We start from the raw sequence: 23,854 nt of genomic DNA, 5'->3' as shown, positions 1-23,854 counted from the left end.
CGAGTGGAGGTTTGACGCGAATTCCGGGTCGAGACGACGCTCATCGCGCAGCCTCTCCTTCTTGTGCTCGTTCAAGATGCGGATTCCGGACGAAGCCGGCCATGCATTCCAATTCGAAGCCGGCCGGGCATTCCGATCTGAAGCCGGCCACCCGTGGCGTCGTTCGCATGGGTCAATTTCATGATGTCGTCGAGGGCTGGGAAGGTCAAGAGACCGGTTGATCTCAAGCGGGTTGCTTCTGCTTCCTGAGGCTCTCTCCTTTGAGTTCGATGCGGTAGGCATTGTGGACGAGGCGATCGAGGATCGCGTCGGCGATGGTGGGGTTTCCGATGATTTCGTACCAGCGATCGACGGGCAGCTGCAGCTGGCTGGTGACGATAATCGAACGGGCTTCGTATCGATCCTCGACGATTTCGAGCAAATCACGGCGTTGGTCGGCGTCGAGAGGTTCTGGTCCCCAGTCGTCCAATCACGTTGAGCTCAACGTGACTCGACTTATGTGCAGCGCGCAGTGATGTGGAGTTGAGGGTTGACAGTCGGCGCTGGTCCGGTTTTTGACAGCCCCCAACTCCACATAATTTACCCTGTAGGTCATAGCCTCTTCAGCCAATCAACAATGTTGATCGCCGCAGAAGAGACGTGCCCGGCGCGAGGCGGTGCGAGGATCTCGGGGAACACCTGCATAAGCGCTTGGCGTTTTAGATCGATGTCCGCCCTTGCATAGATCATGGTTGTGTTCAGCGACGAATGCCCAAGCCATTGGCTGATGGTCGCGAAGTCGACTCCCGCCTTCAGGAGAAAGATGGCGGTCGTATGCCGCAAGGAATGGGGATGAATCCGCTTCTGCTGCAGCGTGCGGGTTGCGTTGGCTCCGGCCGTGATGTGCTTCTTGAGCAGGTAACGAACGCCAAAGCGGGTCAACTTGTTGCCCTGGCGGTTCACGAACAGCGGAGCGTCGCGGCCTCCCGAATGAGCAGCACTGTTCGACAGTTCTTGCAGAAGTCGTGCGGTTTGCGGCCAAATTGGACACAATCGCGTTTTGTCGCCCTTGCCGCGCAGCCGGATTTGATGAGGAGGATCAGTGCGGATGTCGCACGGCCGCAGATCGAGGATCTCCTGAACACGGGCTCCAGTGTTGAGCATCAGTGCGAACAATGCATAGTCGCGCTTGCCCCGTTCTGTGGACCGGTCGATCGATTTGAGCAACGCTTCGACTTCCTGCGGCTCAAGGTATTCGATCGGCTTGCTCCGCGCGCCGCGTTTGAACGGTACGCCTAGCACGCGCTGCAGTTCGGCGAGATAGGCGGGCTGTTCGGTTGCCAGAAAGCGAGAGAACGTATGCAGCGCCGCAAGCCGCGCATTGCGAGTGGCTACTCCATTGTGACGCTCAGCCTCCAGAAACGCCAGGAAGTCCTGCACCTGCTTCGCCGTGAAATCGACAAGATCGAGATCCTCGATAGCCTTGGCCGTTTGCGACGAAGTAAAGCGCAGGAACAGAACGAGTGCATCCCGGTAGTTGCGTATGGTGTGTCGGCTGGTGCCCCGGAGCGTCGGCAGATACTCTCGGAAGAAGCGCTCGATGCTCTTGCCGAGCTCGTTAGGTCTTTGGGATCTCATGCGGCACCTCCTGTGATGAGGTGGCCGAAATGCCTCTCGAGCCGATCGCTGGCCGCAGCAGAAAGTTGTGGAATCCAACGGAGGTAATAGGCAGTCGAAACAATTGAGACGTGCCCCATGTACATCGCAAGCTTTGGCAGATTGGATTGGACATCCGCCCCTTGCTGGTACCATCGCAACAGCGACCCAACGGCAAAGCTATGACGAAAGTCATGCACCCGCGGGATTCGCCCGTCGGGGCCTCGAACGTTGGCAATTTGGAATAGCGTTTGGACTCCTTCCCGCAGGCCGGTACCTGTGTAGCCGCGCACGCACCCCTTGGTATTGCAAAGCAAGGGTGAATCCGCCGAATGGCTCAAAGGTGATCGAAACCGCTTCCTGAGGTACAACCTCAGCTCCCGACAGGCATCCGGCGACAACGGGACGATCCGCGACTTGTGGAACTTCGACGCACGAATGTGCAAAATGCCATAGCGGGCATTGACGTCGGCCAAGGTGAGACGCAGCAGTTCGCCCCTACGGAGCCCCGCGGTGTAGAGCAGGACCACGGCAAGTCGCATCACCGCTGGCCGCAGCGGCGAACTTGACGTCGGAGCCAAACGATCGGCTATGGCCAACATCCTGGCGACTTCGGCCGCCCCAAAGATGATCGGCGGTGCATGGGGGCTCCGACGTGGGAAGCGATTGATATCCGGAACGAAACAACTTGGCTCGGTACGCTGACGATAGAGACAAAAGTTGCGCACGATACGCTGGCGATTGCGCCGCGTGTTTGCAGAAAGATGACCTTGAGACACGCACCATCCCTCGAAGAGCGCTTGATCGAGGTCAGTACAGGTGTTCTTCTCCAGAAATAGACGCAGAGCGTCGATTACGCGCTCCTCATGAACATAGCCGCGCCCGAGTGAACGTTGCCTCTGCAAATAACGGTCAACCGCTTGGTTGAACGCGCTCGCCGATAAGGTCGCGCTCATGCTGCGTCCTCCTCGATGCCGATGGTCGCCGTTGGCAGAGGAAGCGCGACCTCTCGTAGGGCCCCGGTCTGCAGCCGGAGATAGACACAGGTGCTCTCCAGAGTTCGATGGCCGAGCAGATCACCGATCACCTTGATGCCGACACCACGATCGAGCAGACGCATCGCAAACGAATGGCGCAGGCAGTAGGAGGATGTATCCTGCAGCGGCAGACCGCTCTGACGTGCGCGCTTCTGGTAGAGATCGCCTATGGCGTAGTGCGTGAGGGGACCTACGGGGGTGCTTGCGCGGAGGAAAAGTTCGCGGTGCGCCCCGCCGGGCCGGCCGCGGCGCAGATAGCGCCTGAGGATGCGTATGGTTTGTTCGGCTAGAGGAAGCGCCAGATCTGATCTGGTCTTACACTGCTTGACGCGGAGCGTCCGGCTATCCCAATCGATGGAGCCAGGCGTCAGTGCGATGATCTCGGAGGGCCGCAGGCCGTAATGCGCCATCAAATGGAGGATCGCGTAGTCTCGCCAGCCAAGCCGCTCCGATCGGTCGATGGAGCGCAGCAGCCGCTTTACAAGCGGCCAAGCCAGAGCTCGAGGCGGTCGTTCACCTCGGTAGGCGCGCGGCGCGTCAATTGCGTCGAGCCGTTGCCGGATCTCGCCCTGGTCGAAGCAAAACCTAAGAAAGGCGCGGAGGCGAGCGACAACGTGCTGTAGGGTTTGTCGCTTAATGCGCCGCGCATTGGTCATTACGAACCGTTCGACTGTGGCAGCTGACAACGCATGCAGCGGGGCGCCAGCTGGCAAAGCGTGCGCGAGCAAGCACTTCACTGTTGCGATGTGCTGTTCCACGGTCGCGCTGGTAAGGCCACGCACCTCCGATAGATGCCATCTGTAGCGATCAAGAAGCGCTGAGAACGGCTCGGGTATTGGTTCTTTGACGAACAGCCGTCTCGCGATGAGAAAACGTTCAACGGCGCGTCGGGTGCCTTGCAATGATGCGGGGGCAAATGCTTGCGACAAGAACCCTCCCGAAACGCCGGTATCGCAATCAAGCCGCGTTGAACACATCCGGTCGAGAGCTTCCTTTAGGCCTCGTACGTGGTGGCAGGCCGTAGATCGGGCGTAGCCAGCCGAGATGAGCCAAGTAGCGAAATCTTCCAACAAAGTGCCATTGGGCGATGCCGTGTAACCCGCGTGAACCTTCCGGAATAAGTGTTCGAGCATGGTTGCCTCCTTCGGATGAACGAGAGAGAACCACGCTACCGTCGTCAGTTATGTTGAGTAGGGACGGTCGAAGCGGCTGTTAATAGCGGGGAGATCTATATCGCTCCACATCACTGCGCGCTGCACATAAGTCGAGGATGAGGAGATTGACGCGCTCCAGGGCCGCGATCAGGCGCGCCAGACGACCTTCGCCGCGCGCCTGGGCGAGATCGGCGAACAGGCGGGATGTTCGCTTGTAGAGGACGGAAAAGCCGTCGCGGCAGGCCTTGTTGCCGAGCGCGCAGGCAAGCCAGGACTTGCCGGTGCCGGTTGGGCCGACAATGACCAGGTGGTTGCTGTCACGGATCCATTGACAGGTGACGAGGTTCTGGAAGAGCGAACGATCGAGACCACGGGCGGTGCGATAGTCGACGTTCTCGATGGTGGCGGCTTGACGGAGCTTGGCACTGGTCAAGCGGCGCGTGAGGCGGCGGTTGTCGCGAGCGGTGACCTCGCGATCGACGAGGAGGCCGAGCCAATCGGCGTGCGGCATCTCGGCCGCCTCGGGATTGTTCTGCAGTTCGACGCAGGTATCGGCCATGGCGGCGAGGCCGAGTGCGCGCAAGCGATCGACGGTGGGGTGAATGAGCATGCTGATCTCTCCTGATCAATTGTAATAGCTGCGGCCACGGATGTTGGTGTGGAAGAGGATGGGCGCCTCCTCGGCGGGAGGAGCAGTTCTGTCAGTACCGTTCTTGAGGATGGCGGCGACCGATTTGTACGACCGGGCGTTGAGCAGGAGGGCCCGGGCACAAGCGGCATCGACGCGTTCCTGGCCGTAGCGCTTGACCAGCCCGAGAATGCCGATGGCCGAGCGGAAGCCCTGTTCCGGATGTGGCCGCGATCGCAGGATGACGTCGATCAGCGTCTGGGCATCGGGACCGACCTTGGCGGCTTCGGAACGAATGCGCTCAAGGGTCCAGTCGCGATAGCGGCGATGTGAGCTCGGCATATGCTCGGGAATCGTGGTCGGGCGATGTGGCAAGGTGCTGCGCAGATGCGACGCCACCCGCTTGCCGCGGAGAAATATCTCAACGGTCTTTTGGGTGATGCGAGCCTCAACCTCCTGATGCAGGAGGTTGTGAGGGACGCTATAGTAATGCTTGGCGATCTCGATGTGATAATCGAGGTTGACCCGGCAGCGCTTCCACTCGGCATACTCGTACGGATCATCCGGCAAGGGGGTGAGCGCCGGACGATCGAGCTCCTCGAACAGTTCGCGCCGACTTCGTCCCCAGCTCCGGAGAGGTCGATCGTTCAGCTCGATAAGGAGCGCGTGAATCGCCTCGTTGAGGGCGACGAGCGAGAAGAAGCGGCGGTTGCGCAAGCGTGCCAGAATCCATCGCCCGACGATTTGGACCCCGACTTCGACCTTGGCTTTGTCGCGCGGCCGATACGGCCGTGCCGGCACGATGGCGGTGCGGTAATGGCGCGAGATCGGCATAGGTCCGGTTGACCATCGGCTCACGAAAGCAGGCCCGGGTGATGCCGGCCTTCAGATTGTCGCTCACCGTCTGTCGGGCCACGCCGCCGAAATAGGCAAAGGCCCGAACGTGCGAGGCGATCCAGTCCGGCAGGCTCTGGCTGAGGCTGGCCTCGGCGTAGGTGTAGTTCGAGGCGCCGAGCACGGCGACGAAGATCTGCACGCTCAGCACCTCGCCGCTGAGCCCGTCAACCACCTCCATGGTGTGGCCGGAATAGTCGACGAACAGCTTCTCGCCGGCGACATGAACCTGGCGCAGGGTCGGCTTGAGACGGCAGGCCCATTCCCTGTAGCGTTCGCAGAACCACGCATAGCTGAAGCTGTCGGAGTTTGCGTCGCAATACTCCTCCCACAACAGCATCAGCGTGACGTTCCGGCGCCGCAGCTCGCGATGCACGAGCGCCCAATCCGGTTGCGGACGCTCCTCGCTGGGCCGATCGGAGGGCGGCGGATACAGGCGGTTCTCGAGCCGGACGTCGTCATCCAGCTCCGGCGGCAACGGCCAGGTCAGACCGGCGCGGCGGGCTCGGTTGACGTACTTGCTGACCGTGCCCTGGGCCAAGCCCAGGCTGCGGGCAACGGCGCGTTGCGACATGCCGACGCTGTAGTGCAGGCGTAGAACTTCGCGAATGTGGCGCATGGACAGTCTCTCTGTCGGCATCTCGATCCTCTGCGGTTGGGCAAAAGACCGAGTTACCCCCGTTGCAGACTGTCAGCGGTGCGCGCCTCCTGGTTGTCCCCGATCATGATCGCTGGAAATAGCGATCACGATCGGCTGGAAACGGTGATCACGATGCTCTGGAATGGGTGATCACGATGGCCTGGAATCGGTGATCACGATCGGCTGGAACGCGCAAACGTGTTTGTCGAGCGGCTCTGGCGCACGGTCAAATACGAAGAAGTTTATCTCCGCGCCTACGACAGCGTGTCCGAGGCGCGAGCGTCAATTGCCAAGTATCTGGCCTTCTACAATCAGGGACGCCCTCACTCGAGCCTTGACGGGCGCACGCCCGACGAGGCTTACTTCGGCACGCAAGCTATGGTGATGGCCGCATGACCGTCGCCGACGATTTTGTCGTCGCTCTGGTCGGGCTACGCCCTCCCGACGCAACGACAAAATCGTAAAGCCCCGCGTTCAGCATAACCCGGCAGGAATCCACTTAAATCCAGCGGGGCGCTGTCCAAACAACCGGGGCCAGCTCTTTTGTCGTGGACGGCACGCGGGACCTGGTTAGGCAATTGGAGCAAGGACGGGAGCCAGACCTGCGGAAGGTCGTTGCCAATCGGCAGGCGCTGCAGAACCGACTCAGGGGTTGATGTCGCCGTGGGCGGATAGCTCAGGCTGGAGCGGCTCACGCCGACGGCCTGGGCCTCGGGCACGAAGGACCGGAATCAGGCCGCCGCTCAGACCCGCTTGAGGTCTTGGCCACGTAACGCGCCGGCCTTGTGTGCCACCCGCAGGCTCTCGGCCAGCAGCAGTTCCAACTTGTCGCCGAGCCGCTTGCGCCAGTGGCTCAGGTCCGAGCGCTCGTGCGGGAAGACGTGCTAGAAGAACTTATCTAACCTGTCTTATTCGTAAGAGGCGCCCGAGAGGCTGGCGAGCGTGGTGTAAAGCGTTGATACGGCGTAGGATTCGGTTGGAAGCCAACCCCATCACCTCCAACCGCGAACGCCACGCCCGCCATGACCGACGATACGATTCCGCCCTTCTCGTTTCCAGCCATTCACGCCAAGAAAGTCACAGCTGCCTTCGATGGTGGGCGCCTAACCTCGAATGGGGGCGTGATGCTTCTGGCGATGGCCGAGCGGCGTCTCGGTTTGGCCGACAATCTGGCCCGGGTGTTCCCGGATCGGCGCGATCCGACGCGGGTCGTGCACAGCCTGGTCGATATGTTCCGCGCGCGCATGTTCGCGATCTGCTGCGGCTACGAGGACGCCGACGACCTCGATCATCTGCGGTCCGATCCCGCATTCAAGCTGGCCTGCGGTCGCCTACCGGACACGGGCCGGGATTTGTGTTCCCAACCGACGCTGTCACGCCTGGAGAACGCGCCGCGCCTGCGCGACGTGATCCGGCTGACCTACATTTTGGTCGACGCATGGATGGATAGCTACCCGCGCGAGCCGGCATCCGTCACGCTCGACATCGATGATACCTGCGATGTCGTCCACGGCCATCAGCAGCTCTCGCTGTTCAACGCTCATTATGACGAACGCTGCTTCCTGCCGATCCACGTCTACGACACGGAGAAGAGCCGTCCCGTGGCGGTCGTGCTGAGGCCCGGCAAGACGCCGGGCGGCGTCGAGGTGCGTGCCCTTCTGCGCCGCCTGGTACGGCATATCCGGACGCGGTGGCACAACACGCGAATTACGTTCCGTGGCGACGGGCACTATGCCCGGCCGGAGGCCATGGCGTGGTGCGAGACCAACGGCATCGACTACATCTTCGGTCTGTCCGGCACCAAGCCTCTCGCCAGAAAAGTCGACGAGGTCGCCGACGACATCCGCACCCGACGCGCCATCGAGAACCTGCCGGTTCTGCGTGGCTATACCGAGACCCGCCACAAGGCAAAGTCCTGGGATCGCGAACGGCGCACCGTCGCCCGTATTGAGGCGACCATGCTTGGCCTCGACATCCGTTTCGTCGTCACCAGCCTCGATGTCGGTTCGGCCGAGTGGGTCTACGACAGCCTGTATTGCGCGCGCGGCCAAGCAGAGAATCTGATCAAGCTGCATAAGACGCAGCTCGCCTCCGACCGCACCAGCTGCCGTTCGGCGCTCGCCAACCAGGTCCGTATCGTGCTCCATACGGCCGCTTATTGGCTGATGCTGACCGTGCGCGACGCCATTCCCAAAGCCCGGGAATTGGCCACTGCCGAGTTCGCGACGCTGCGTCTTCGTCTCTTGAAACTCGCTGCCCGTGTGGTCGAGACCACGAGCCGCATTCGCCTTGCGTTTTCCGCGGCATGTCCCGAAGCCGACCTGATCCGCGGCTTGCCCGGCGCGCTGCTGCCGCTCAGTCCTTGACCGGCGGGGCGTCCGCCCCCCGTTCGCCCAACCTATCCCTCAAGCGCGTTGCAAAGTACGGGTGGTCAGGCGGTGAAAAGCCGAATGCACTCCTGTGCGCCTCGTCAGAGCAGATGTGCGGCCACATCAATCGGACTAGAAAAACGCACTCTCACGAATAGGACGGGCTAACTTGCACCGTAAGGCGGGCCCCAGCGTGGGGGCCAAGCTGCGGCTAAGTCGGACTTTGATTGTCGGGCGTACGTGATCGAGGAGGCGCCGCCCCGTCCACGCCCCGCTTCCTTGCGATCGTCAACCGGGCACTCACCGCAGCCTCAGTTCGTCCAAGCTTTTGGGCGATCTCCCGCTGCGTTAAACTGGTCTCCCGAAGCAATTGTAACAATTGCTGCTCCTCCTCTGAGGACCATGACTTGGCTGGCAACACGCGCTCCGAAATCTGAAATGCCAGTGAGATATGCCCGTTAGGCGGAGTGCCGGACTTCTTCCATACTTCACTTGATCTGCTTTCCGGTTTCGTCGGCCACTTTGAGCGACAGGTCGGCGATCCGACGGCTACCCTCCAGAGCAATTTCCGCAGACTCCCGCACAATATCACTTTGTGCGGCTACAAATTCCTGAGGGGTCCGCCAGGTCCACAGCCCGCGGATGTAGTCCATGTTCTTCCCGACTTGATGCCGAACCATCTGGCTGTACTCTTGAGAAATTCCATTCATCACTTTGGCAGCAGCATTACTGGTGTAAAGGATCTTTTGCGCGTTGCGCGCCGACCGTTCCGTTGCCTCTTTTGCCTGTTGCACCCCTTCTCCCGAGAGGCCGAGCGCGCGTCCAAGTTGCTCGGTAGAGCGTCCCACGGCTAAGGTCGTCGCTTCCAGGCCGATCCGCCATGCGTTCTGCACCGTCTCGAGGTTCTGCTTAAGAAAGTTGGAAGTTGATCGGGCCGTTTCTTCTCCGGCTTGAGCGGCACCTTGCCAAACCTGCGCAGTCTGATCAGCTGCAGCTTGTCCGGTACGGCTGGTCTGCTCGGCAGCCCGCTCGCCGGCACGGCGAGCTGCATCATCTGTCCCTGGTGTAGACTTGTCGTCCTGGCGTACGTTTGCCATGCTTGTTCTCCATTTTATTTTCTGCGAGTTGATGACGTGCTTAGCACCGTCAATTGCACTTGCCAGGTGTTTCGGGCCTTATGTTCAGGACAGGTTTGTTCCAAAACGGCTCTTCTTACTTAGCTGAGCACTGAGAACAGCGAACCTACTAATTCTAGCACCTGTGCACAGTGATTATGGCTTTGGAAGTGGTCGGTTAGACGCGGCCCTAACCCCGGTCGCGGCCACCAGCAAGAGATCGGAGTTGACGGCGAAGGCAACAAGCATCCGCTGGCGCTGGTGGAAGGGGCGACCGAGAATGTGGCAACGGTTCAGGCCTTGCTGGACAACCTGGTCTCGCGCGGGCTCGACCCGACGGTGCCAAGACTGTTCATCGCCGACGGCGCGAAAGCGTTGTCGAAGGCGATCCGCCGCACCTTCGGTTCGGCCGCGGCGATCCAGCGCTGCCAGATCCACAAGGCGCGCAACATCATGGAACGCCTGCCGAAAGAGCATAATGCGGCGACCCGTCGGGTGCTGCGCCATGCCTGGGAGCTCGATGACGCCGACAAGGCTAAAAAATTGATCCGCAATCTCGCGCGTCGATTCGACCAGCAATGGCCCGGCGTAGCGGCCAGCATCCTCGAAGGCCTCGACGAAATCCTGACTGTCGTCCGGTTAAAGCTGCCGAAGGAGCTTCGTCGATCGCTTGCCTGTACCAACATCGCTGAGAACATGATGGGCACCATTCGCCGCGTCACGCGCAACGTCAAACGCTGGCGGGATGCCGGTATGGCCTTGCGATCGGTCGCGGCCGGCATAATCGAGGCCAACAAGGGCTTCCGACGATTGAAGGCGCATAAGCAGCAATTGTCGGTTTTGCGTGCGGCCCTTCAAGCTCACCACGATCGCATGACGATCAAGCCCGTTGCCCACGTCTCGAGGGCCGCGTAACATTCATTCCGGCAACGTTGGCCCGACCTAGTTCAACAGCGATCGGGACATCCCCAATCCTTTCGGGAGATCAAATATGTGCATTGAAGTCGAATGGGCACGCATGACCGCTCCGGAATTGCGAGAGATAGCCGCGCACAAGGAGGTTCTGGCGATCCTGCCCGCTGGCTCGCTGGAGCAGCATGGGCCGCATCTGCCGGTCATTACCGATACAGCCAGCGCCAGCGCCGCTTCGGTTGCGGCTGCCCGGTTGGTCGCTGCGGACTCAAATCCGGTGCCGGTCGCCGTGCTGCCTGGCCTATGGTTGGGTCTGAGCGAGCATCATTTGCCTTTTGGAGGCACGATCAGCGTGGACTACGTCGCCTATCGCGCCATTCTTGAAGGCATTGTGCGATCTCTTCGAGCGTTGGGATTTTCGCGATTGCTTATCGTAAATGGTCATGGCGGAAATATCGATCCGCTTGCTGTTGCATCGCGCGAACTAGCGGTGAAATACGATCTTCCAATCGTTGCGACGACGCCGTGGTTCCTAGCCCCCGCCAAGATCGCGGCGATCTTTGAATCCGATACCGCGCCGAAACATGCTTGCGAAGGCGAAACTTCCGTCATGATGGCCATAGCGGGGGATATGGTGAAGGCGCATAAGCTGGACGAGGCGATGCAGCAAGCTCCCGCGCCGATCCAGGCGCCGCCAGGTTTCTCTCGTTTCTACTCTTTTTCAGAACGTGCGCCGATCACAGGCACCTGGGGAGACCCGCGGACTGCAACGGCCGAAAAGGGGGCGCGCTTTCTCGCACTGCAGGCAGAGGCATTGGCAGAAGCAATCCGCGACAAGACACTCTGGTCTCGCCCGGATCCGGTGTGGCGGCCAGGCCGCGGGCAAGAGACGACGGCTGGCAGAGCAGAATAGATCTATTCAGATATGATCGAAAATGACATTAGCGGTTGTCGCGCTCGCCCAGCCGCCATTTCGTGCGATTCTTCCTAGCAAATGACGTTTAAGGATCGGCAAAGAAGCCTCTTTTAGTCACTTCTAGCACGAATTAAGTTGACCATTGACTTCGGTGGGCGACAGTCGGCGGTATCGCTCCGGCGAGGGCCGCCTTGCGCGGTGCGATGGAGGGTGAAGATATAGGCGATGACTGACCATACGCCTAATTCGAAGGTCTCCCGACTGGAAGTTGTCTCGACGGGCGTTCGACGCCGTTGGACATTGGAAGAAAAGCAGCGGATCGTTGCCGAGAGCTATGGCGGGCCACGATTGGTGTCAATGACGGCTCGGCGCAACGGGTTGTCTGCGAGCCAATTGTTCACGTGGCGCCCGTTGGTGCGCGAGGACCGGCTGAGCGGGGATGCCGCGCCGGCGCTTGTTCCTGTGGAGATCGCCTTTACGCCGGCTCCGGCCGGGGTCCCAGTCCAACGCCGCTTGACAAGCATCTTGAATCATATTCGCCGCTGAACCGGAATCCCTCCAGATTCAGTAAATTCGTGAACCGCTCTAGGAAGGTCGAGAATGTTTTATCTTTTGGAGATTGACTGAGACTATCTCGTTGTCCGTGAACAAGCCTCCAAGCACTTGATTGGGAGTCTGTTTTCCGGTTGCGGCGGCATTTGAGATTGCAGGGGATTGAGGCTTCACAGCCCAAAACCCTGCAATTTCGATTTTGGATTTCCCTGCCGCTGCGAACCGTGATTCTGTGCTGCATCGGAGGCACCGATGCGACCAAAGAAGCACAGGACGACAGGCTCGAACGATCTGTTCCGGTCCCGGCTGGACCAGATCATCAACATGCGACACGAGCTGGTTCTGCTCGCCGGCAGGGTCGATTGGGACTGGATCGACGGCGAGATCGCGCCGCTCTACAGCGACAACGGCAGGCCGGGTATCGCGACCCGATTCATGATCGGATTGCTGCTGCTCAAGCACATCTACGGCCTGTCCGATGAAGGGGTGTGCGAGCGCTGGGTCCACGATCCGTACTTCCAGTTCTTCACCGGTGAAGAGTTTTTCCAGCACGTTTTCCCGCATGAGCGCTCAGACCTGAGCCACTGGCGCAAGCGGCTCGGCGACAAGCTGGAGCGGTTGTTGGCCGAGAGCCTTCGGGTGGCGCACGCGAGCGGTGCGTTGCGCAGCCAGGACCTCAAGCGGGTCACGGTCGACACGACCGTCCAACCGAAGGCCATCAGCTTTCCGACCGACGCCAAGCTGCTGCATGCAGCGATCCGCGGGTTGAACCGCCTGGCGAGGAAGCACGGGGTCAGGCTCCGGCAATCCTATGCTCGCGTGGCCAAAAGCGCGGCAATGATGGCGGGCCGCTACGCTCATGCCAAACAATTCAACCGGCATCAGCGACAGCTGCGCCTTCTGCGCAGCCGGCTGGGCCGGATCATCCGCGACATTCGCCGCAAGACCGAGGGCCAGCCCGCACTGGAGGAGGCATTCGCCCTGCCGCTGAGCCGAGCCACCCAGATCCGCTCGCAGCAGCAGCGCCAGCGCGGCTTCAAGCTGTATTCCTTCCATGCTCCGGAGGTCGAGTGCATCGGCAAGGGCAAGGCCGCCGCGCCCTATGAGTTCGGCGTGAAGGCATCCATCGTCACCAACAACCAAAGAGCTCCCGGCGGCTTGTTCGTGCTCCACGCCTGCGCGCTGCCGGACAACCCCTACGACGGTCACACCCTTCGCGACGTCATCGAGCGCACCGAGAGCCTCACCGGCTGCCCGATCGAACGGGCCTATGTCGACAAGGGATATCGCGGCCACGACACACAAAATCCCCGCCGCGTCTTCATCTCGGGCCAGAAGCGCGGCGTCTTCGGGGTCATCAAGCGCGAGCTACGCCGCCGTTCAGCCATCGAGCCCATCATCGGACACATGAAGAACGAAGGTCACCTTGGCCGCTGCTATCTCAAAGGCCGCGCCGGAGATGCCGCTAACGTTCTCCTCTCGGCCGTTGGCCACAACCTCCGCCGTGTCCTGGCTTGGCTCAGAGACCTTTTGTCCCTCTTCCTGCTCTCACTCTGGCCAACGCTCAACTGTCCAGTTCAGCCCAATTCGGCTTATTAACGATCGACTATCTCCGCCACCGCAATGATAGTGCTTGTTCGCCGGTGAACCGCCCCGGGTTTGCCGGAGGCTCCAACTCCTGAGAGGATGGAGCCATGACGAGCAAGACAACGAACAAGTTTTCAGCCGAGGTCCGGACCCGAGCGGTTCGGATGGTTCTGGATCACGCCGGCGAGCACCCGTCGCGCTGGGCGGCAGTGACGTCGATCGCGGCCAAGATCGGCTGCACGCCGCAGACGCTGCATGACTGGGTCAAGAAGGCCGAGGTCGATAGCGGGCAGCGGGCCGGCGTTCCAACCGAGATGGCCGAGAAGCTGAAGGCGCTCGAACGGGAGAACCGCGAGCTTCGGCAGGCCAACGAGATCCTGCGCAAGGCAAGCGCCTATTTTGCGATGGCGGAGCTCGACCGCCGGTCCAAGCCATGATCGCCTTCATCGACGATCATCGTGGGGCGCATGGGGTCGAGCCGATCTGCAAGGTGTTGCCGATCGCCCCCTCGACCTACCACGCCCATGTGGCCAAGCGGCGCGATCCGGCCAAGTTGTCGGTACGCGCCAAGCAGGATGCCAGGCTGAAGATCGAGGTTCGGCGTGTGTTCGAGGAGAACTTCTCCGTCTATGGCGCGCGCAAGGTGTGGCGTCAGCTCAAGCGCGAAGGCTTCGATGTTGCCCGTTGCACAGTCTCGCGATTGATGCGGGACATGGGTTTGCAAGGGGTGATCCGCGGCAAATCCGTCAAGACTACGATCAGCGACAAGGCTGCGCCATGCCCGCTGGATCACGTCAACCGCCAGTTCAAGGCGACAAGGCCGAACGTTCTCTGGCTCTCCGACTTCACCTATGTCGCGACCTGGACCGGCTTTGTCTACGTCGCCTTTGTGATCGACGCCTATGCCCGCAGGATCGTGGGCTGGCGAGCCTCGCGCACGGCGCATGCAGGCTTCGTGCTCGATGCTCTGGAGCAGGCACTGCACGATCGACGGCCGGTCCATCGCGGCGGCCTCGTGCACCATAGCGACAGGGGTAGCCAATACGTCTCGATCAAATATACCGAGCGCCTGGCTGAAGCAGGCGTGGAGCCCTCCGTCGGCAGCGTTGGAGATTCCTATGACAATGCTCTCGCCGAAACCATCAACGGTCTCTACAAGGCCGAGGTGATACATCGGCGTGGGCCATGGCGCAGCTTCGAGGCCGTCGAGTTCGCTACCCTGGAATGGGTCGATTGGTTCAACAACCGAAGGCTCCTTGAGCCCATCGGCAACATACCGCCGGCCGAAGCAGAGCAACGCTACTACGCCATGCTGGAACAACCCGCCATGGCGGCATAACTTAAACCAAATGGCCTCCGGCAAACCCGGGGCGGTTCACCGGTGAAGCGGCGGCCGCTTCTTCGCAAGCGACGTAAGCCTCACGATCGCCCGAGGTCCGCTTGAGTTATGCCTGAAGTCATCAGCTTACAAGCTGGGGAGTCCTCAAAGGGTTTGCGGGTCAATCTCAGATAAATAGGTATCTTTCATAGCGGACGCCGTCAGCGATTGAGTTCTTCTTCTGCCTCCAATGCCAGCCCCTGCGATTCTTGGGGCTGCTGCTCAGTTGCGGACACTCACGGATCCGGTGCCGCGGACATCGGATCACGGTAGCCCGATGCGGCATAAACGCGAATTTGGCCGCAGCCATCCACGACGATCGGGATGGCATCGAGGGCGCAATTCAGGCGGAGCCCCTCGACACCGATGCCATCTTGAACACGAACTCCGGCGCTGTGATTGGTGCACCGAAGAACCGTGCCGTCTGCGCTCAGCCCCGTGGGTCGGTCAAAATCCCCCGGGTATGGTCACTTGAAACTCCCCCACCTGATGATCGCCGTCAGCGCCGCTGAACAGCAGTAGCCGGTCAGGCAGGACGTTTATGTTCGACCCCTTTAGCCAGCAAGGGGCCGGGGAGTTGAACGTCTTGAAGCGACATCTGCAAAGCACGGTATTTACATTACTTGATCGCAACGCCAGCCAGCGCGAGATCCACAGGCTGACGGGGGTCGATCGCAAGACGATCCGGCGTTACCGGGCGCTGCGGGCTGGTGCGGAGGCAAATTCCCCGGGGAAGTGACCACCGGCACGGTGAGCGCGGACGACCAAATTCCCCCACCCCGACCACCGGCTTTTGGGGTGTCGGAAGCGACAGCCGCCTGCAGCCTGGCCCGCTCGGCCTGCGAACCGCATCGGGCATGGATCGAAGAACAGGTCCGCCTGAAGCGGAATGCGCAGGCGATTTACCAGGACCTGGTCGATCGATTTGGCTTTCCGTCCAGCTATCAGAGCGTCAAGCGGTTTGTGCGCACGTTGCGACACAGCGATCCCGAGCAGTTTGATCGACTTGAGTTCCTGCCTGGCGAGGAGGCCCAGGTCGACTATGGCGAGGGCGCTCTGACGATTGATCCCAGGAGCGGCCGGTACCGCCGTCCCCGCCTGTTTGTGATGACGCTGCGCTACTCGCGGCGCAGCTTCCGGCGGGTGGTCTGGAAGTCCAGCCAACACGTCTGGGCGCAGCTCCACGAAGAGGCGTTCCGGTATTTTGGCGGGGTCCCCAGCTATGTCGTGCTCGACAATCTGAAGGAAGGCGTCCTCAAGCCGGATTTGTACGAGCCCGAGCTCAACCCGATTTACAGCGCGATGCTGGCTCATTACGCCGTGGTCGCCGATCCCGCGCGGGTGGCCGATCCCAATCGGAAAGGCTGCGTCGAGAGTGCGATTCAACATACCCAGGGCACCGCGCTGGCCGGACGGCGCTTCGAGACACTGGAAGCCCAGAACGAGTTCCTGAGGCACTGGGAGGAGAATTGGGCCTCCAAGCGCATCCACGGCAGCACGCGCCGTCAGGTCGAGGCGATGTTCCAGGAAGAGAAGCCGCACCTGCGGCCGCTGCCTGTCGCTCCCTTCCGCATCTTCACCGAAGTCGTCCGGACTGTCTGCGACGACACCACCGTACGCGTCGACAACAGCTATTACGCCGCGCGGCCCGCGCCGATCGGCAGTCAGGTCGTGGTGCGGATCTACGCCTCCACGATCGAGATCCGTGATCGCCACACCCGTGCGCTGCTGCGTGTTCATTCCCGGATGACGCACCCCGGTTCTGTTGTCCTGCCGACCAGCGAACGGCCGTTCAATCCGTCGCGGCAAACCGCCGTGCTGCTGGCGAGCGCCGAGCGCATCGGGCCGCAGACCAGGGCGCTATGCCAGCAAGTGTTCGACACCGAGGGGCGCCCCGGACAGCGCGCGATGTGGGGCATTGTCGGGCTGGGCCGGAAGTATCCGGCGCGGCTGGTCGAGCAGGCCTGCGCGCACGCCATCGACAACCGCATCTACCGCTACAAGCACGTGCGTGCGACCGTCGAGCGGTTGTTCGAACAGGCGATTGAGCAGGTTGGAGTGACGCCACAGCCGGCATCGCCGCTCACCCAGGATCATCCGCTGATCCGTACCCCCGCGGAATACGGCGACCTCTTCAGCCGCGCTGTGCGGCGCGACGCCGACGATAATGGTCGGCAGGCCGAGGCTCACGACGATCACGCCACGGCAATCCGCGCTCGTGTCGCCTGCGCAACCCCGGCCAGCTCCGGCGCCACGAGCGCTCCCGCTGCACCTTCTCACCTTAAACTGGAGACCTAGCCACATGATGACCATGCCGGAAATTGAGCGTTGCCTACGACAGCTGCGCCTGTCGGGTGTCCGCGACACGCTGCAGACGCGCGTGCTCCAGGCGCAGGGCGCCAACCAGCCCTTCCTCGAGACCTTCTCCCTTATCCTGCAGGATGAACTGGACCGTCGTCAGTCCCGTCTTATCGAGCGGCGATACCAGCAATCCGGGCTCGACGAAAAGCTGACGCTCGCCGAGTTCGACTGGTCCTTCAATCCCAAACTGCCACGTCAGACCTGCTTCCAGCTCCACACCCTGGCGTTCATTGCCGCTGGCGAGAACGCTCTGCTTGTCGGCAAACCTGGCACCGGGAAGTCGCACATCGCCAAGGCGATTGCCTATCAGGCGATCCTGCAAAGCCACAAGGTCCAGTATCTTGAGACCGACGACTTCTTCCACCGCTACGCCCTGAACTCTCCGGCACAACGCGAGGTCCGGCTGCGAACCATCATCGACTGCGATCTCCTCGTGCTGGACGATCTATTCCTCGCACGCGCCATCCCCGACGACGCCGGCACTTTGCTGCAGACCCTGATCCATCAGCGCTACAAACTGCGCCGCAGCGTCATCGTCACCTCCAATCGCGTCGTGCAGGATTGGGGGGCATACCTTGGGGACAACACTATGAGCACGACGATCCTCGATCGCCTTATGCATCATTGCCATCTGCTTGAGTTCGACGGACGCAGCTATCGGCTCAAAGAAGCCGCTGAAGCTCTTGCCCGGGAAACAAACTCAAACTAACAGTCCCTTGTCCTGCCTCGCGGGTGGAGGAATTTGACTGACCACACCCGGAGGAATTTGAAGTGACCCGCGGGGGCGCTCAGCACGTTGTTGCCGTAATGATCGAGCGGGAGGTACTGATGGGGGCATGCATTGACATAAGCAGCGAGAGCGCTGCCGACCTAGCAATCAAGATTGGAAAATCGGCGGGAGCGAGCTTGATGGATTTGACGCTGCCTTCGGCGATGTCATCGATGTCACACAGGATGGTTCCCTCGGCCGGAGCGCCGCGATAGCTCTTCCACGCGTCATGTCTCCATCACTTTCTGCCGAGTGAGGCCATTCCAGCTCGGACGGTGCGGGCAAAATCTTGCCAGCGCACTCGCCAAACCCGACGCGAACGCCGTCACTCTCGCACCAACTCTCAAGGTCAGGGTGTCGCCACCATCCTTCACAAAGGTCCGCGCTCCACCCCCGTCGAGCGCCATCGGCTCCGCGCCATTCCATGTGATATCGAGCAGCGAGCCGCTGGCATCGCGTGTTGGATGAGCTGCTGTGGCAACGAGTAATACAGCAGCTTTGCATTAGTGCGGCTGATCACCGTCGCCCCGCCGTCTCGCTCTGGCCGCAACGCAATCTCAAGATCAATATCGAAATTGTTGCGCGTGGTCTCCGGGAGATATGGCAGCAGGGGCACAACACGCGCCGGCGTTGGGACGCGGAACGGCTTTAGGGCGTCGCGAGTGACGATCCATGGACTAATGCTGGTTGCGAACGCCTTCGACTGGAACGGTCCGAGAGGTTGGTACTCCCAGGTCTGGATATCGCGTGCCGACCAGTCGTTGAGCAGGACGTAACCGAAGATCATGGCCTCGGCCTCCGCGGTTGTGATCGGCCACCCCATGCGGCTTGGCGTTCCCACGATAGCTCCGAGTTCCAGTTCGATATCGAGCTTCCGGCAAGGGCCGAACACCGGAACGTCCGAACCGGGCGGTTTGGTCTGGCCAAGTGGCCGGCGAACGTCCGTGCCGCTGACGACGACCGTGCTGGCACGTCCGTTGTATCCGACCGGCAGATGCAGCCAGTTCGGCATCAGCGCATGCTTCGGATCGCGGAACATCGTGCCGACATTGGTCGCGTGCTCGCGGGACGCATAGAAATCGGTGAAGCTACGAACATAGAATGGCAGATGTAGTCGCGCCTTGTTCATCGGCACTAGGGACCGCCGACGCAATTCCGCGCCATCGCGTCGGCGGGGATCTGACGCCTCTAGCAGATCGCTCAATCCCCCCGCATCCGCGTGAAGACGGGGCCACCGGCCACCGCGATCAGACCTTTCTCCTCGATGAGCGCGAGACCAAGAATCGAGCCGCCGATAGCAATGCCGACACGCGGGCTGCTTTCGGCCGTGCTGAACACCCCAAACGGCAGATTCTGGATGGGGAAGTCGGAGCCGGCCGCGTTCGCGTCGACAACCCAGCTCTTGCGCCTGGGATTGTGAGTGCGGTCTGCAACAATGAAGCCTCTCCTCAGCGCCGCTTGGGATCAAAGCGTTTGTGGATGTCCTTCCAGCAATCGACGTAGTCGGCCTGCAGGCTCGCGTGCTCCGCGGCGAATTTAGTGAGCCGCTGCGGAAAACGTCTCGAACATGAAGGCCATCGTTTCGCTCTGACGTTGCGGCTTCAACTCCATACTGGACGCGTGCTCGAAGGCATCGGTGTCCGGTCCGTGCGGCAGCATGGTGTTGTGCAGCGAAAATTCGCCCGGGGTGAATCCTTGCGGCTTGGCGTCATAGACGCCTTGAATGAGACCCATGAACTCGCTCATGACGTTCATGTGGTACCAAGGCGGGCGGAACGTATTCTCCGCAACCATCCAGCGATCGCAAAACACCACGAAGTGGATATTGGCGGTGCCCGGCGTCTCCGACCGCGAGGTTAAACACGGTGAAGATCGACGGATCGGCGTGGTCGTAAAGAATCGGTCCGATCGGCGAATAATGCCTGAGGTCATATTTGTACGGGGCGCAATTTCCATGCCAAGCGACGACGTCGAGCGGGGAGTGTTTGAGCTCGGTACGCCAGAAGTCGCCGCCCATTTGACGGTCATGGTGCACGACCCGTCCTTATCTTCGTAAGCCGCGACCGGCGTCAGGAAATCGCGTTGATTGGCCATGCAGTTGGCGCCGATCAGTCCGCGTCGCCCAGAAGCTCAACGCGAATCTTCACCCCACGCGGTATCACCGCGATCTCGCAGGGCTCGACGTCGATGATGGCGAACTCGGTCGCGATCCTGAGCCGCCCTTGCTGGGGCACGAACATCATTTCTCCGTCGGCGTTGGAGAAATCTCATCGTTCATCGAACGGGTGACAAGGTAGACATGCGTTGCCATGCCGGCTTGAGAGCCGCTGTCGCCCGTCGTCGTGATTGTGCGAATGCCTTCGACGAAGGAGAGTTGATCTATCGGCAGCAGAATCGGGGACCAACGTAGCGGCTGGATCGGCACCTTGGCCACCGGTCTGCGGCGCGGTACGCCAATGCCCCGGATCGACGTCCTCGAAGCGCCCCAGTGCTTGACCGTCGGGCGGATGCGGTAGAGCCAGGACCGCTCGTTGCTCACGCGCGGTGCGGTGAAGGGCGATCCGGAGAGCTGCTCGGCATAGAGACCGTACGGGCACTTCTGCGGGCTGTTGCGCCCGACTGGTAACGCTCCGGCAATGGCCTCGCTCTCGAATCCGTTGCCAAATCCCGACATGTATCCGTTCTTGCCCTTGGGGCGATTGAGGGCGCACTTTCCCGTGCCGGACGCTTCACAGCCAAACCCATATAATACCCCTGTCGTTGATATGATTAGCGGCGCGGCTCAGGACGCCTTGAGTACGCCGCGCTGAATCTGATCGGCCTCGATGCTCTCGAACAGGGCCTTGAAGTTGGCCTCGCCAAAGCCGTCATCACCCTTTCTCTGGATGAACTCGAAGAAGATCGGGCCGATCACGGTCTTCGAGAATATCTGAAGCAGGATGCGGGTCAGCCCGCCATCGACGACGCCTTCACCGTCAATGAGGATTCCGTGCTTGCGCATATGGTCGAGCGGCTCGGTGTGGCCCTTAACGCGGTCAAGCGACTTGTCGTAGTAGATCGAGGGCGGACCAGGCATGAATTCAAGTCCGCGACCGGCGATGGCATCGGTCGCCGAATAGATGTTGTCGGTGCCAACCGCGATGTGCTGGATGCCTTCGCCCTTGTATTGGCGCAGATATTCTTCGATCTGGCTCTTGTCGTCGGCGCTTTCGTTGATAGGGATCCGGATCTTGCCGCAGGGTGACGTCAGTGCGCGCGAGGTCAGGCCGGTCAGCTTGCCGGAAATGTCGAAGTAACGGATCTCGCGGAAATTGAACGTCTGGCTGTAGAATTTGTACCAGGTGCCCATGTTGCCGCGCATGACGTTGTGCGTCAGGTGATCGAGATAATAGAACCCCACACCCTTTGGTGTTGGATCGGCTTCGCCGACCCACTCATATTCGGCTGAATAGGGTGAACCCTTCGCGCCGTAGGTCTCGACCAGGTACAGGAGGGATCCTCCGATCCCGACAACGGCCGGAACGTCGAGCGACTTGTCGTTGCCGGTATATTCCGTTCCACCGAGATCGAGGACGCGCTTCAACGTGTGTTTTGCATCAACGACGCGCCAGGCCATCGCCGGAGCGCAGGGGCCATGTTCGCTGACGAAGCGGGCGGCATGGGAATTCGGCTCCCGGTTCAGGACGCAGTTGATTTTTCCTTGGCGCCAAATGGAGATGTCTTTGCTCTTGTGCCGGGCGACCTCCGTATAGCCCATTTGCTCGAAGAGCTTGGCGAGATTCAAAGGCTCCGGATGGCCGAACTCGACAAATTCGAAGCCGTCGGTGCCGGCCGGATTGGCAGCCGAAATCGTGGCGGGTGGGGCATAGTGAGGGAAGGGGCCCAATGTCGCGCTCCTGGAATGGTGTGTGATTTAGCTCAAAATACTGCGACTTCGCCGCACGATCTTCGCATAATCTGCTCGACAAAATGCCGCTATGCGTGAAACAGGCGCAATTACCAATTAACGTGCAAGGATCACGCATGGACCGGCATCGTCAACTTAATCGACCGCCGAGCCAAGGAGGCGCTTCTCAAAGGTTCGAGATTCGGCGATAGCGCTTGTCGTGGAGATCTCGTGCCAAGTCGCAAAGGCTCGCTCGCGCGAAGCACGACTGAGGTTGGCAGTGGCCACCTGATCGCGAATTGACAGCAACCGTTGAGCCTGATGGGGCGATTTGAAACGCTTCATCATCCGCTCGCGTATCGCCGCGTCGGCTGATGAGAATTCTCAGCCCGATTGTTGAGAGCTCTGTGCTGGCGATGTTCGACGAAACTTCGCCCGCAGCGCCGTGCGAACGCTTGTCCGCGATCATCACGTGCGGCGGCGTGCCGGCGGATTTCAAGAACTTCTTCATGAGCCGCTGCGCAGCGCGCGAGTCTCTTCGGCGCCGGATCAAGACGTCGAGAACGAAGTCAATCTGGTCGACAGCGCGCCAAAGCCAATGTTGTTCGCCCGCGATCGAGATAACGACCTCGTCCAGATGCCATTTGTCACCGCGAGCGGGTGCGCGCTGGCGGATCCGATCGGAGAACGCCTTGCCGAATTTCCGCCCCCACTGGCGCGCGGTTTCATAGGTCACGCCAATGCCACGCGCCGCCAGCATTTCCTCGACCATGCGCAAGCTTAAGGGAAACCGGGAATACAACCAAACGGCATAGCTGATCACTTCCGGTGGGAAGCGATGGCGGCGATAAAGAGGGTCCCGGGCGGTCGGCATGCCGGTCGTCTACCCCCTCGGCCGCTCCAATTCGTTAACTTGACGGTACCGAATGATCCACCGTCTGATCCGTTTTGATATTCTCATCTCGAGATCCCAAGTCGTCTTTGTTCACAAACCATGAACAGGGCTGCAATGTCAGCGATGCTCCCCGACGATGACGATTTATCGGGACGGGACCCGACGATCTTGTCTGTGAATACCAAGCCCTTCAGTAATGATCACACTTGCGAAGTTAGCGAGGCAGTATCAGAGGTGCTTGTAGAAGAAGGTCGCCGAGCGATATGTTCCGTCAGAGGCGAGCACACAACCGGGTATGATACCCACCCGCTGCCATCCCTCGCTGGCGTAAAGACGCTCGGCAGCAGAACCTGTGGTCGTGCTGAGCGTCAACAACATCTTTCCCTCTTTTCGTGCTAACTCGCTGACAGCCGAGAGCAGCCAGCGTCCGATACCGCGACGGCGCGCACTTCTTTCAACCAGGACTTTGACGACTCGAGCGCTATGCATTTGGTTCTCAGACGCGGCAGGTACCATCTGGACTGTACCAACAATCTGACCTGTGCTATCTTCCGCAGCTAGCAACACGCGTTCATTGCAAATGACCGCGTCCGCGACGCTACGCCAGTACGCCAGCGCACGTCGTCGAGATAGCGGTGACAGAAAGCTGACTGAGTCGCCGTGGGCGACGCAGTCGATGAGGATGTCGGCGAGACGCTCCAAACGCCTATCGACTTCGTCGGCGCCGATGCGCCGTACCTGAATATCGTCTGTCATCTGACTTCGGAGAGAGCGAGCCGATTACCCCCGGCTAGGCCGGACGTGCTTGATGCAGGTGGCCAGTCGAAGATCCGAACTGTTGCCGTGGCGCTGGGGATTAACCTACCCTTTTCGCTTTTCTTTGTGGCCGCAAGGAAAATGACGGTGTTTGTGCGATGGACGATAGACGGCTCGACGAAGAGCGGCCCGACCACCGCCGGTCGCATGAAGTTCGTTTTTATTTCAACAGTGGGAGCCATATGATGGCCCCCAAGGAATGCCGATGCGACCGGGCCCACGGCGGCGTCTAGCATGGCCGTGATCATGCCGCCTTGAATTGTACCAACAGGATTCAACAAGTCGGTAATTGCCGCATACTCAACTAGTG

The 23,854-nt window shown here is 60.7% G+C and carries 16 protein-coding genes, 9 pseudogenes and 1 other annotated feature; of the genes and pseudogenes, 9 read left to right on the top strand and 16 right to left on the bottom strand.

The genetic code is table 11. The annotated features are described in order from the left end of the window. Positions 1 to 223: 223 nt before the first annotated feature. The 7 genes and pseudogenes from EI171_RS00260 to istA (EI171_RS00230) form a co-directional block, all read right to left on the bottom strand. Positions 224 to 469, bottom strand: a pseudogene (locus tag EI171_RS00260) (ATP-binding protein); the annotation flags it as partial. 122 nt (positions 470 to 591) lie between these two features. Beyond that, the gene (locus EI171_RS00255) at positions 592 to 1,617 is read right to left on the bottom strand and encodes a tyrosine-type recombinase/integrase (protein WP_161532258.1); all 1,026 of its coding nucleotides are present in this window, start codon (positions 1,615 to 1,617) and stop codon (positions 592 to 594) included. After that, a complete protein-coding gene (locus EI171_RS00250) occupies positions 1,614 to 2,591 on the bottom strand; it encodes a tyrosine-type recombinase/integrase (protein ID WP_161532257.1) in 978 nt (325 codons plus the stop codon). Before EI171_RS00250 ends, EI171_RS00255 begins: the two co-directional genes overlap by 4 nt. Next, positions 2,588 to 3,601 (bottom strand): tyrosine-type recombinase/integrase, encoded by a 1,014-nt coding sequence (locus tag EI171_RS00245; RefSeq protein ID WP_246740240.1) that lies wholly within the window; start codon positions 3,599 to 3,601, stop codon positions 2,588 to 2,590. The genes EI171_RS00250 and EI171_RS00245 overlap by 4 nt, the downstream gene beginning before the upstream one ends. 283 nt (positions 3,602 to 3,884) lie before the next feature. After that, on the bottom strand, positions 3,885 to 4,385 hold the full coding sequence (locus EI171_RS00240) for an ATP-binding protein (RefSeq protein WP_246740239.1): 501 nt from the start codon (positions 4,383 to 4,385) through the stop codon (positions 3,885 to 3,887). Between the two features lie 66 nt (positions 4,386 to 4,451). Further along, complete coding sequence (locus EI171_RS00235) at positions 4,452 to 5,024, bottom strand: transposase (RefSeq protein ID WP_161532254.1); 573 nt, start codon at positions 5,022 to 5,024, stop codon at positions 4,452 to 4,454. Next, a complete protein-coding gene (gene istA / locus EI171_RS00230) occupies positions 5,014 to 5,967 on the bottom strand; it encodes an IS21 family transposase (protein WP_161532253.1) in 954 nt (317 codons plus the stop codon). Before istA (EI171_RS00230) ends, EI171_RS00235 begins: the two co-directional genes overlap by 11 nt. A 210-nt stretch (positions 5,968 to 6,177) precedes the next feature. Here istA (EI171_RS00230) and EI171_RS00225 point away from each other — a divergent pair. Further along, positions 6,178 to 6,384 (top strand): annotated as a pseudogene (locus tag EI171_RS00225) (integrase core domain-containing protein); the annotation flags it as partial. Between the two features lie 350 nt (positions 6,385 to 6,734). Here the strand turns inward: EI171_RS00225 and EI171_RS00220 are convergent. Beyond that, positions 6,735 to 6,872, bottom strand: a pseudogene (locus EI171_RS00220) (IS5/IS1182 family transposase); the annotation flags it as partial. Between the two features lie 138 nt (positions 6,873 to 7,010). Here EI171_RS00220 and EI171_RS00215 point away from each other — a divergent pair. After that, positions 7,011 to 8,354 carry an IS1380-like element ISBdi2 family transposase gene (locus tag EI171_RS00215; RefSeq protein WP_161532252.1) on the top strand — a complete coding sequence of 448 codons (1,344 nt, stop codon included), beginning with the start codon at positions 7,011 to 7,013 and terminating at the stop codon, positions 8,352 to 8,354. A 214-nt stretch (positions 8,355 to 8,568) separates the two neighbouring features. Here the strand turns inward: EI171_RS00215 and EI171_RS46560 are convergent, their stop codons facing one another. Together EI171_RS46560 and EI171_RS00210 are read right to left on the bottom strand one after the other, a co-directional pair. Next, positions 8,569 to 8,778, bottom strand: coding sequence for a sigma factor-like helix-turn-helix DNA-binding protein (locus tag EI171_RS46560; protein ID WP_371740235.1), 210 nt, complete (start codon positions 8,776 to 8,778; stop codon positions 8,569 to 8,571). A gap of 67 nt (positions 8,779 to 8,845) precedes the next feature. After that, complete coding sequence (locus EI171_RS00210) at positions 8,846 to 9,454, bottom strand: phasin family protein (RefSeq protein ID WP_161532251.1); 609 nt, start codon at positions 9,452 to 9,454, stop codon at positions 8,846 to 8,848. Between the two features lie 237 nt (positions 9,455 to 9,691). Here EI171_RS00210 and EI171_RS00205 point away from each other — a divergent pair. The 7 genes and pseudogenes from EI171_RS00205 to istB all read left to right on the top strand — a co-directional run. Then, a pseudogene (locus tag EI171_RS00205) lies at positions 9,692 to 10,387 on the top strand (transposase); the annotation flags it as partial. A 76-nt stretch (positions 10,388 to 10,463) separates the two neighbouring features. Next, positions 10,464 to 11,297, top strand: coding sequence for a creatininase family protein (locus EI171_RS00200; protein ID WP_161532250.1), 834 nt, complete (start codon positions 10,464 to 10,466; stop codon positions 11,295 to 11,297). 228 nt (positions 11,298 to 11,525) lie between these two features. Continuing rightward, a complete protein-coding gene (locus EI171_RS00195; RefSeq protein ID WP_161532249.1) occupies positions 11,526 to 11,846 on the top strand; it encodes a transposase in 321 nt (106 codons plus the stop codon). Between the two features lie 258 nt (positions 11,847 to 12,104). Then, a complete protein-coding gene (locus EI171_RS00190; RefSeq protein ID WP_161532248.1) occupies positions 12,105 to 13,451 on the top strand; it encodes an IS5 family transposase in 1,347 nt (448 codons plus the stop codon). 95 nt (positions 13,452 to 13,546) lie between these two features. Next, positions 13,547 to 14,778 (top strand): IS3 family transposase gene (locus tag EI171_RS00185; RefSeq protein ID WP_246740238.1). Its coding sequence is split into 2 segments (ribosomal slippage): positions 13,547 to 13,838 and positions 13,838 to 14,778, totalling 1,233 coding nucleotides; the frame shifts between segments, so codons are not numbered across the junction. Beyond that, positions 13,831 to 13,947 (top strand) — a sequence feature (AL1L pseudoknot). Its footprint overlaps the gene before it by 117 nt. A 616-nt stretch (positions 14,779 to 15,394) precedes the next feature. Further along, positions 15,395 to 16,962: pseudogene (istA, locus tag EI171_RS00180) on the top strand (IS21 family transposase); the annotation flags it as partial. Positions 16,963 to 17,119: 157 nt separating this feature from the next. Beyond that, the gene (gene istB, locus EI171_RS00175; protein WP_038952109.1) at positions 17,120 to 17,887 is read left to right on the top strand and encodes an IS21-like element IS1631 family helper ATPase IstB; all 768 of its coding nucleotides are present in this window, start codon (positions 17,120 to 17,122) and stop codon (positions 17,885 to 17,887) included. Between the two features lie 336 nt (positions 17,888 to 18,223). On the opposite strand, the pseudogene EI171_RS00170 reads toward istB, so the two are convergent. The 6 genes and pseudogenes from EI171_RS00170 to EI171_RS00145 form a co-directional block, all read right to left on the bottom strand. Then, positions 18,224 to 19,384, bottom strand: a pseudogene (locus EI171_RS00170) (fumarylacetoacetate hydrolase family protein); the annotation flags it as partial. Positions 19,385 to 19,395: 11 nt separating this feature from the next. Then, a pseudogene (gene hmgA, locus EI171_RS00165) lies at positions 19,396 to 20,621 on the bottom strand (homogentisate 1,2-dioxygenase). A gap of 108 nt (positions 20,622 to 20,729) precedes the next feature. After that, positions 20,730 to 21,833: a 4-hydroxyphenylpyruvate dioxygenase gene (hppD, locus tag EI171_RS00160; RefSeq protein WP_161532246.1), complete on the bottom strand. Its 1,104-nt coding sequence runs from the start codon at positions 21,831 to 21,833 to the stop codon at positions 20,730 to 20,732. Positions 21,834 to 21,989: 156 nt separating this feature from the next. Further along, positions 21,990 to 22,707 (bottom strand): annotated as a pseudogene (locus tag EI171_RS00155) (IS6 family transposase). Positions 22,708 to 22,956: 249 nt separating this feature from the next. After that, positions 22,957 to 23,484, bottom strand: coding sequence for a GNAT family N-acetyltransferase (locus EI171_RS00150; RefSeq protein ID WP_161532245.1), 528 nt, complete (start codon positions 23,482 to 23,484; stop codon positions 22,957 to 22,959). Continuing rightward, positions 23,481 to 23,750, bottom strand: a pseudogene (locus tag EI171_RS00145) (PaaI family thioesterase); the annotation flags it as partial. The pseudogene EI171_RS00145 and the gene EI171_RS00150, both read right to left, overlap by 4 nt. Positions 23,751 to 23,854: the final 104 nt, after the last annotated feature.

The sequence above is a fragment of the Bradyrhizobium sp. LCT2 genome, assembly GCF_009931255.1.
GTDB lineage: Bacteria > Pseudomonadota > Alphaproteobacteria > Rhizobiales > Xanthobacteraceae > Bradyrhizobium > Bradyrhizobium diazoefficiens.
Note: the sequence above shows the minus strand (reverse complement) of the source record. Positions and strands in the feature narration are given on the sequence as shown.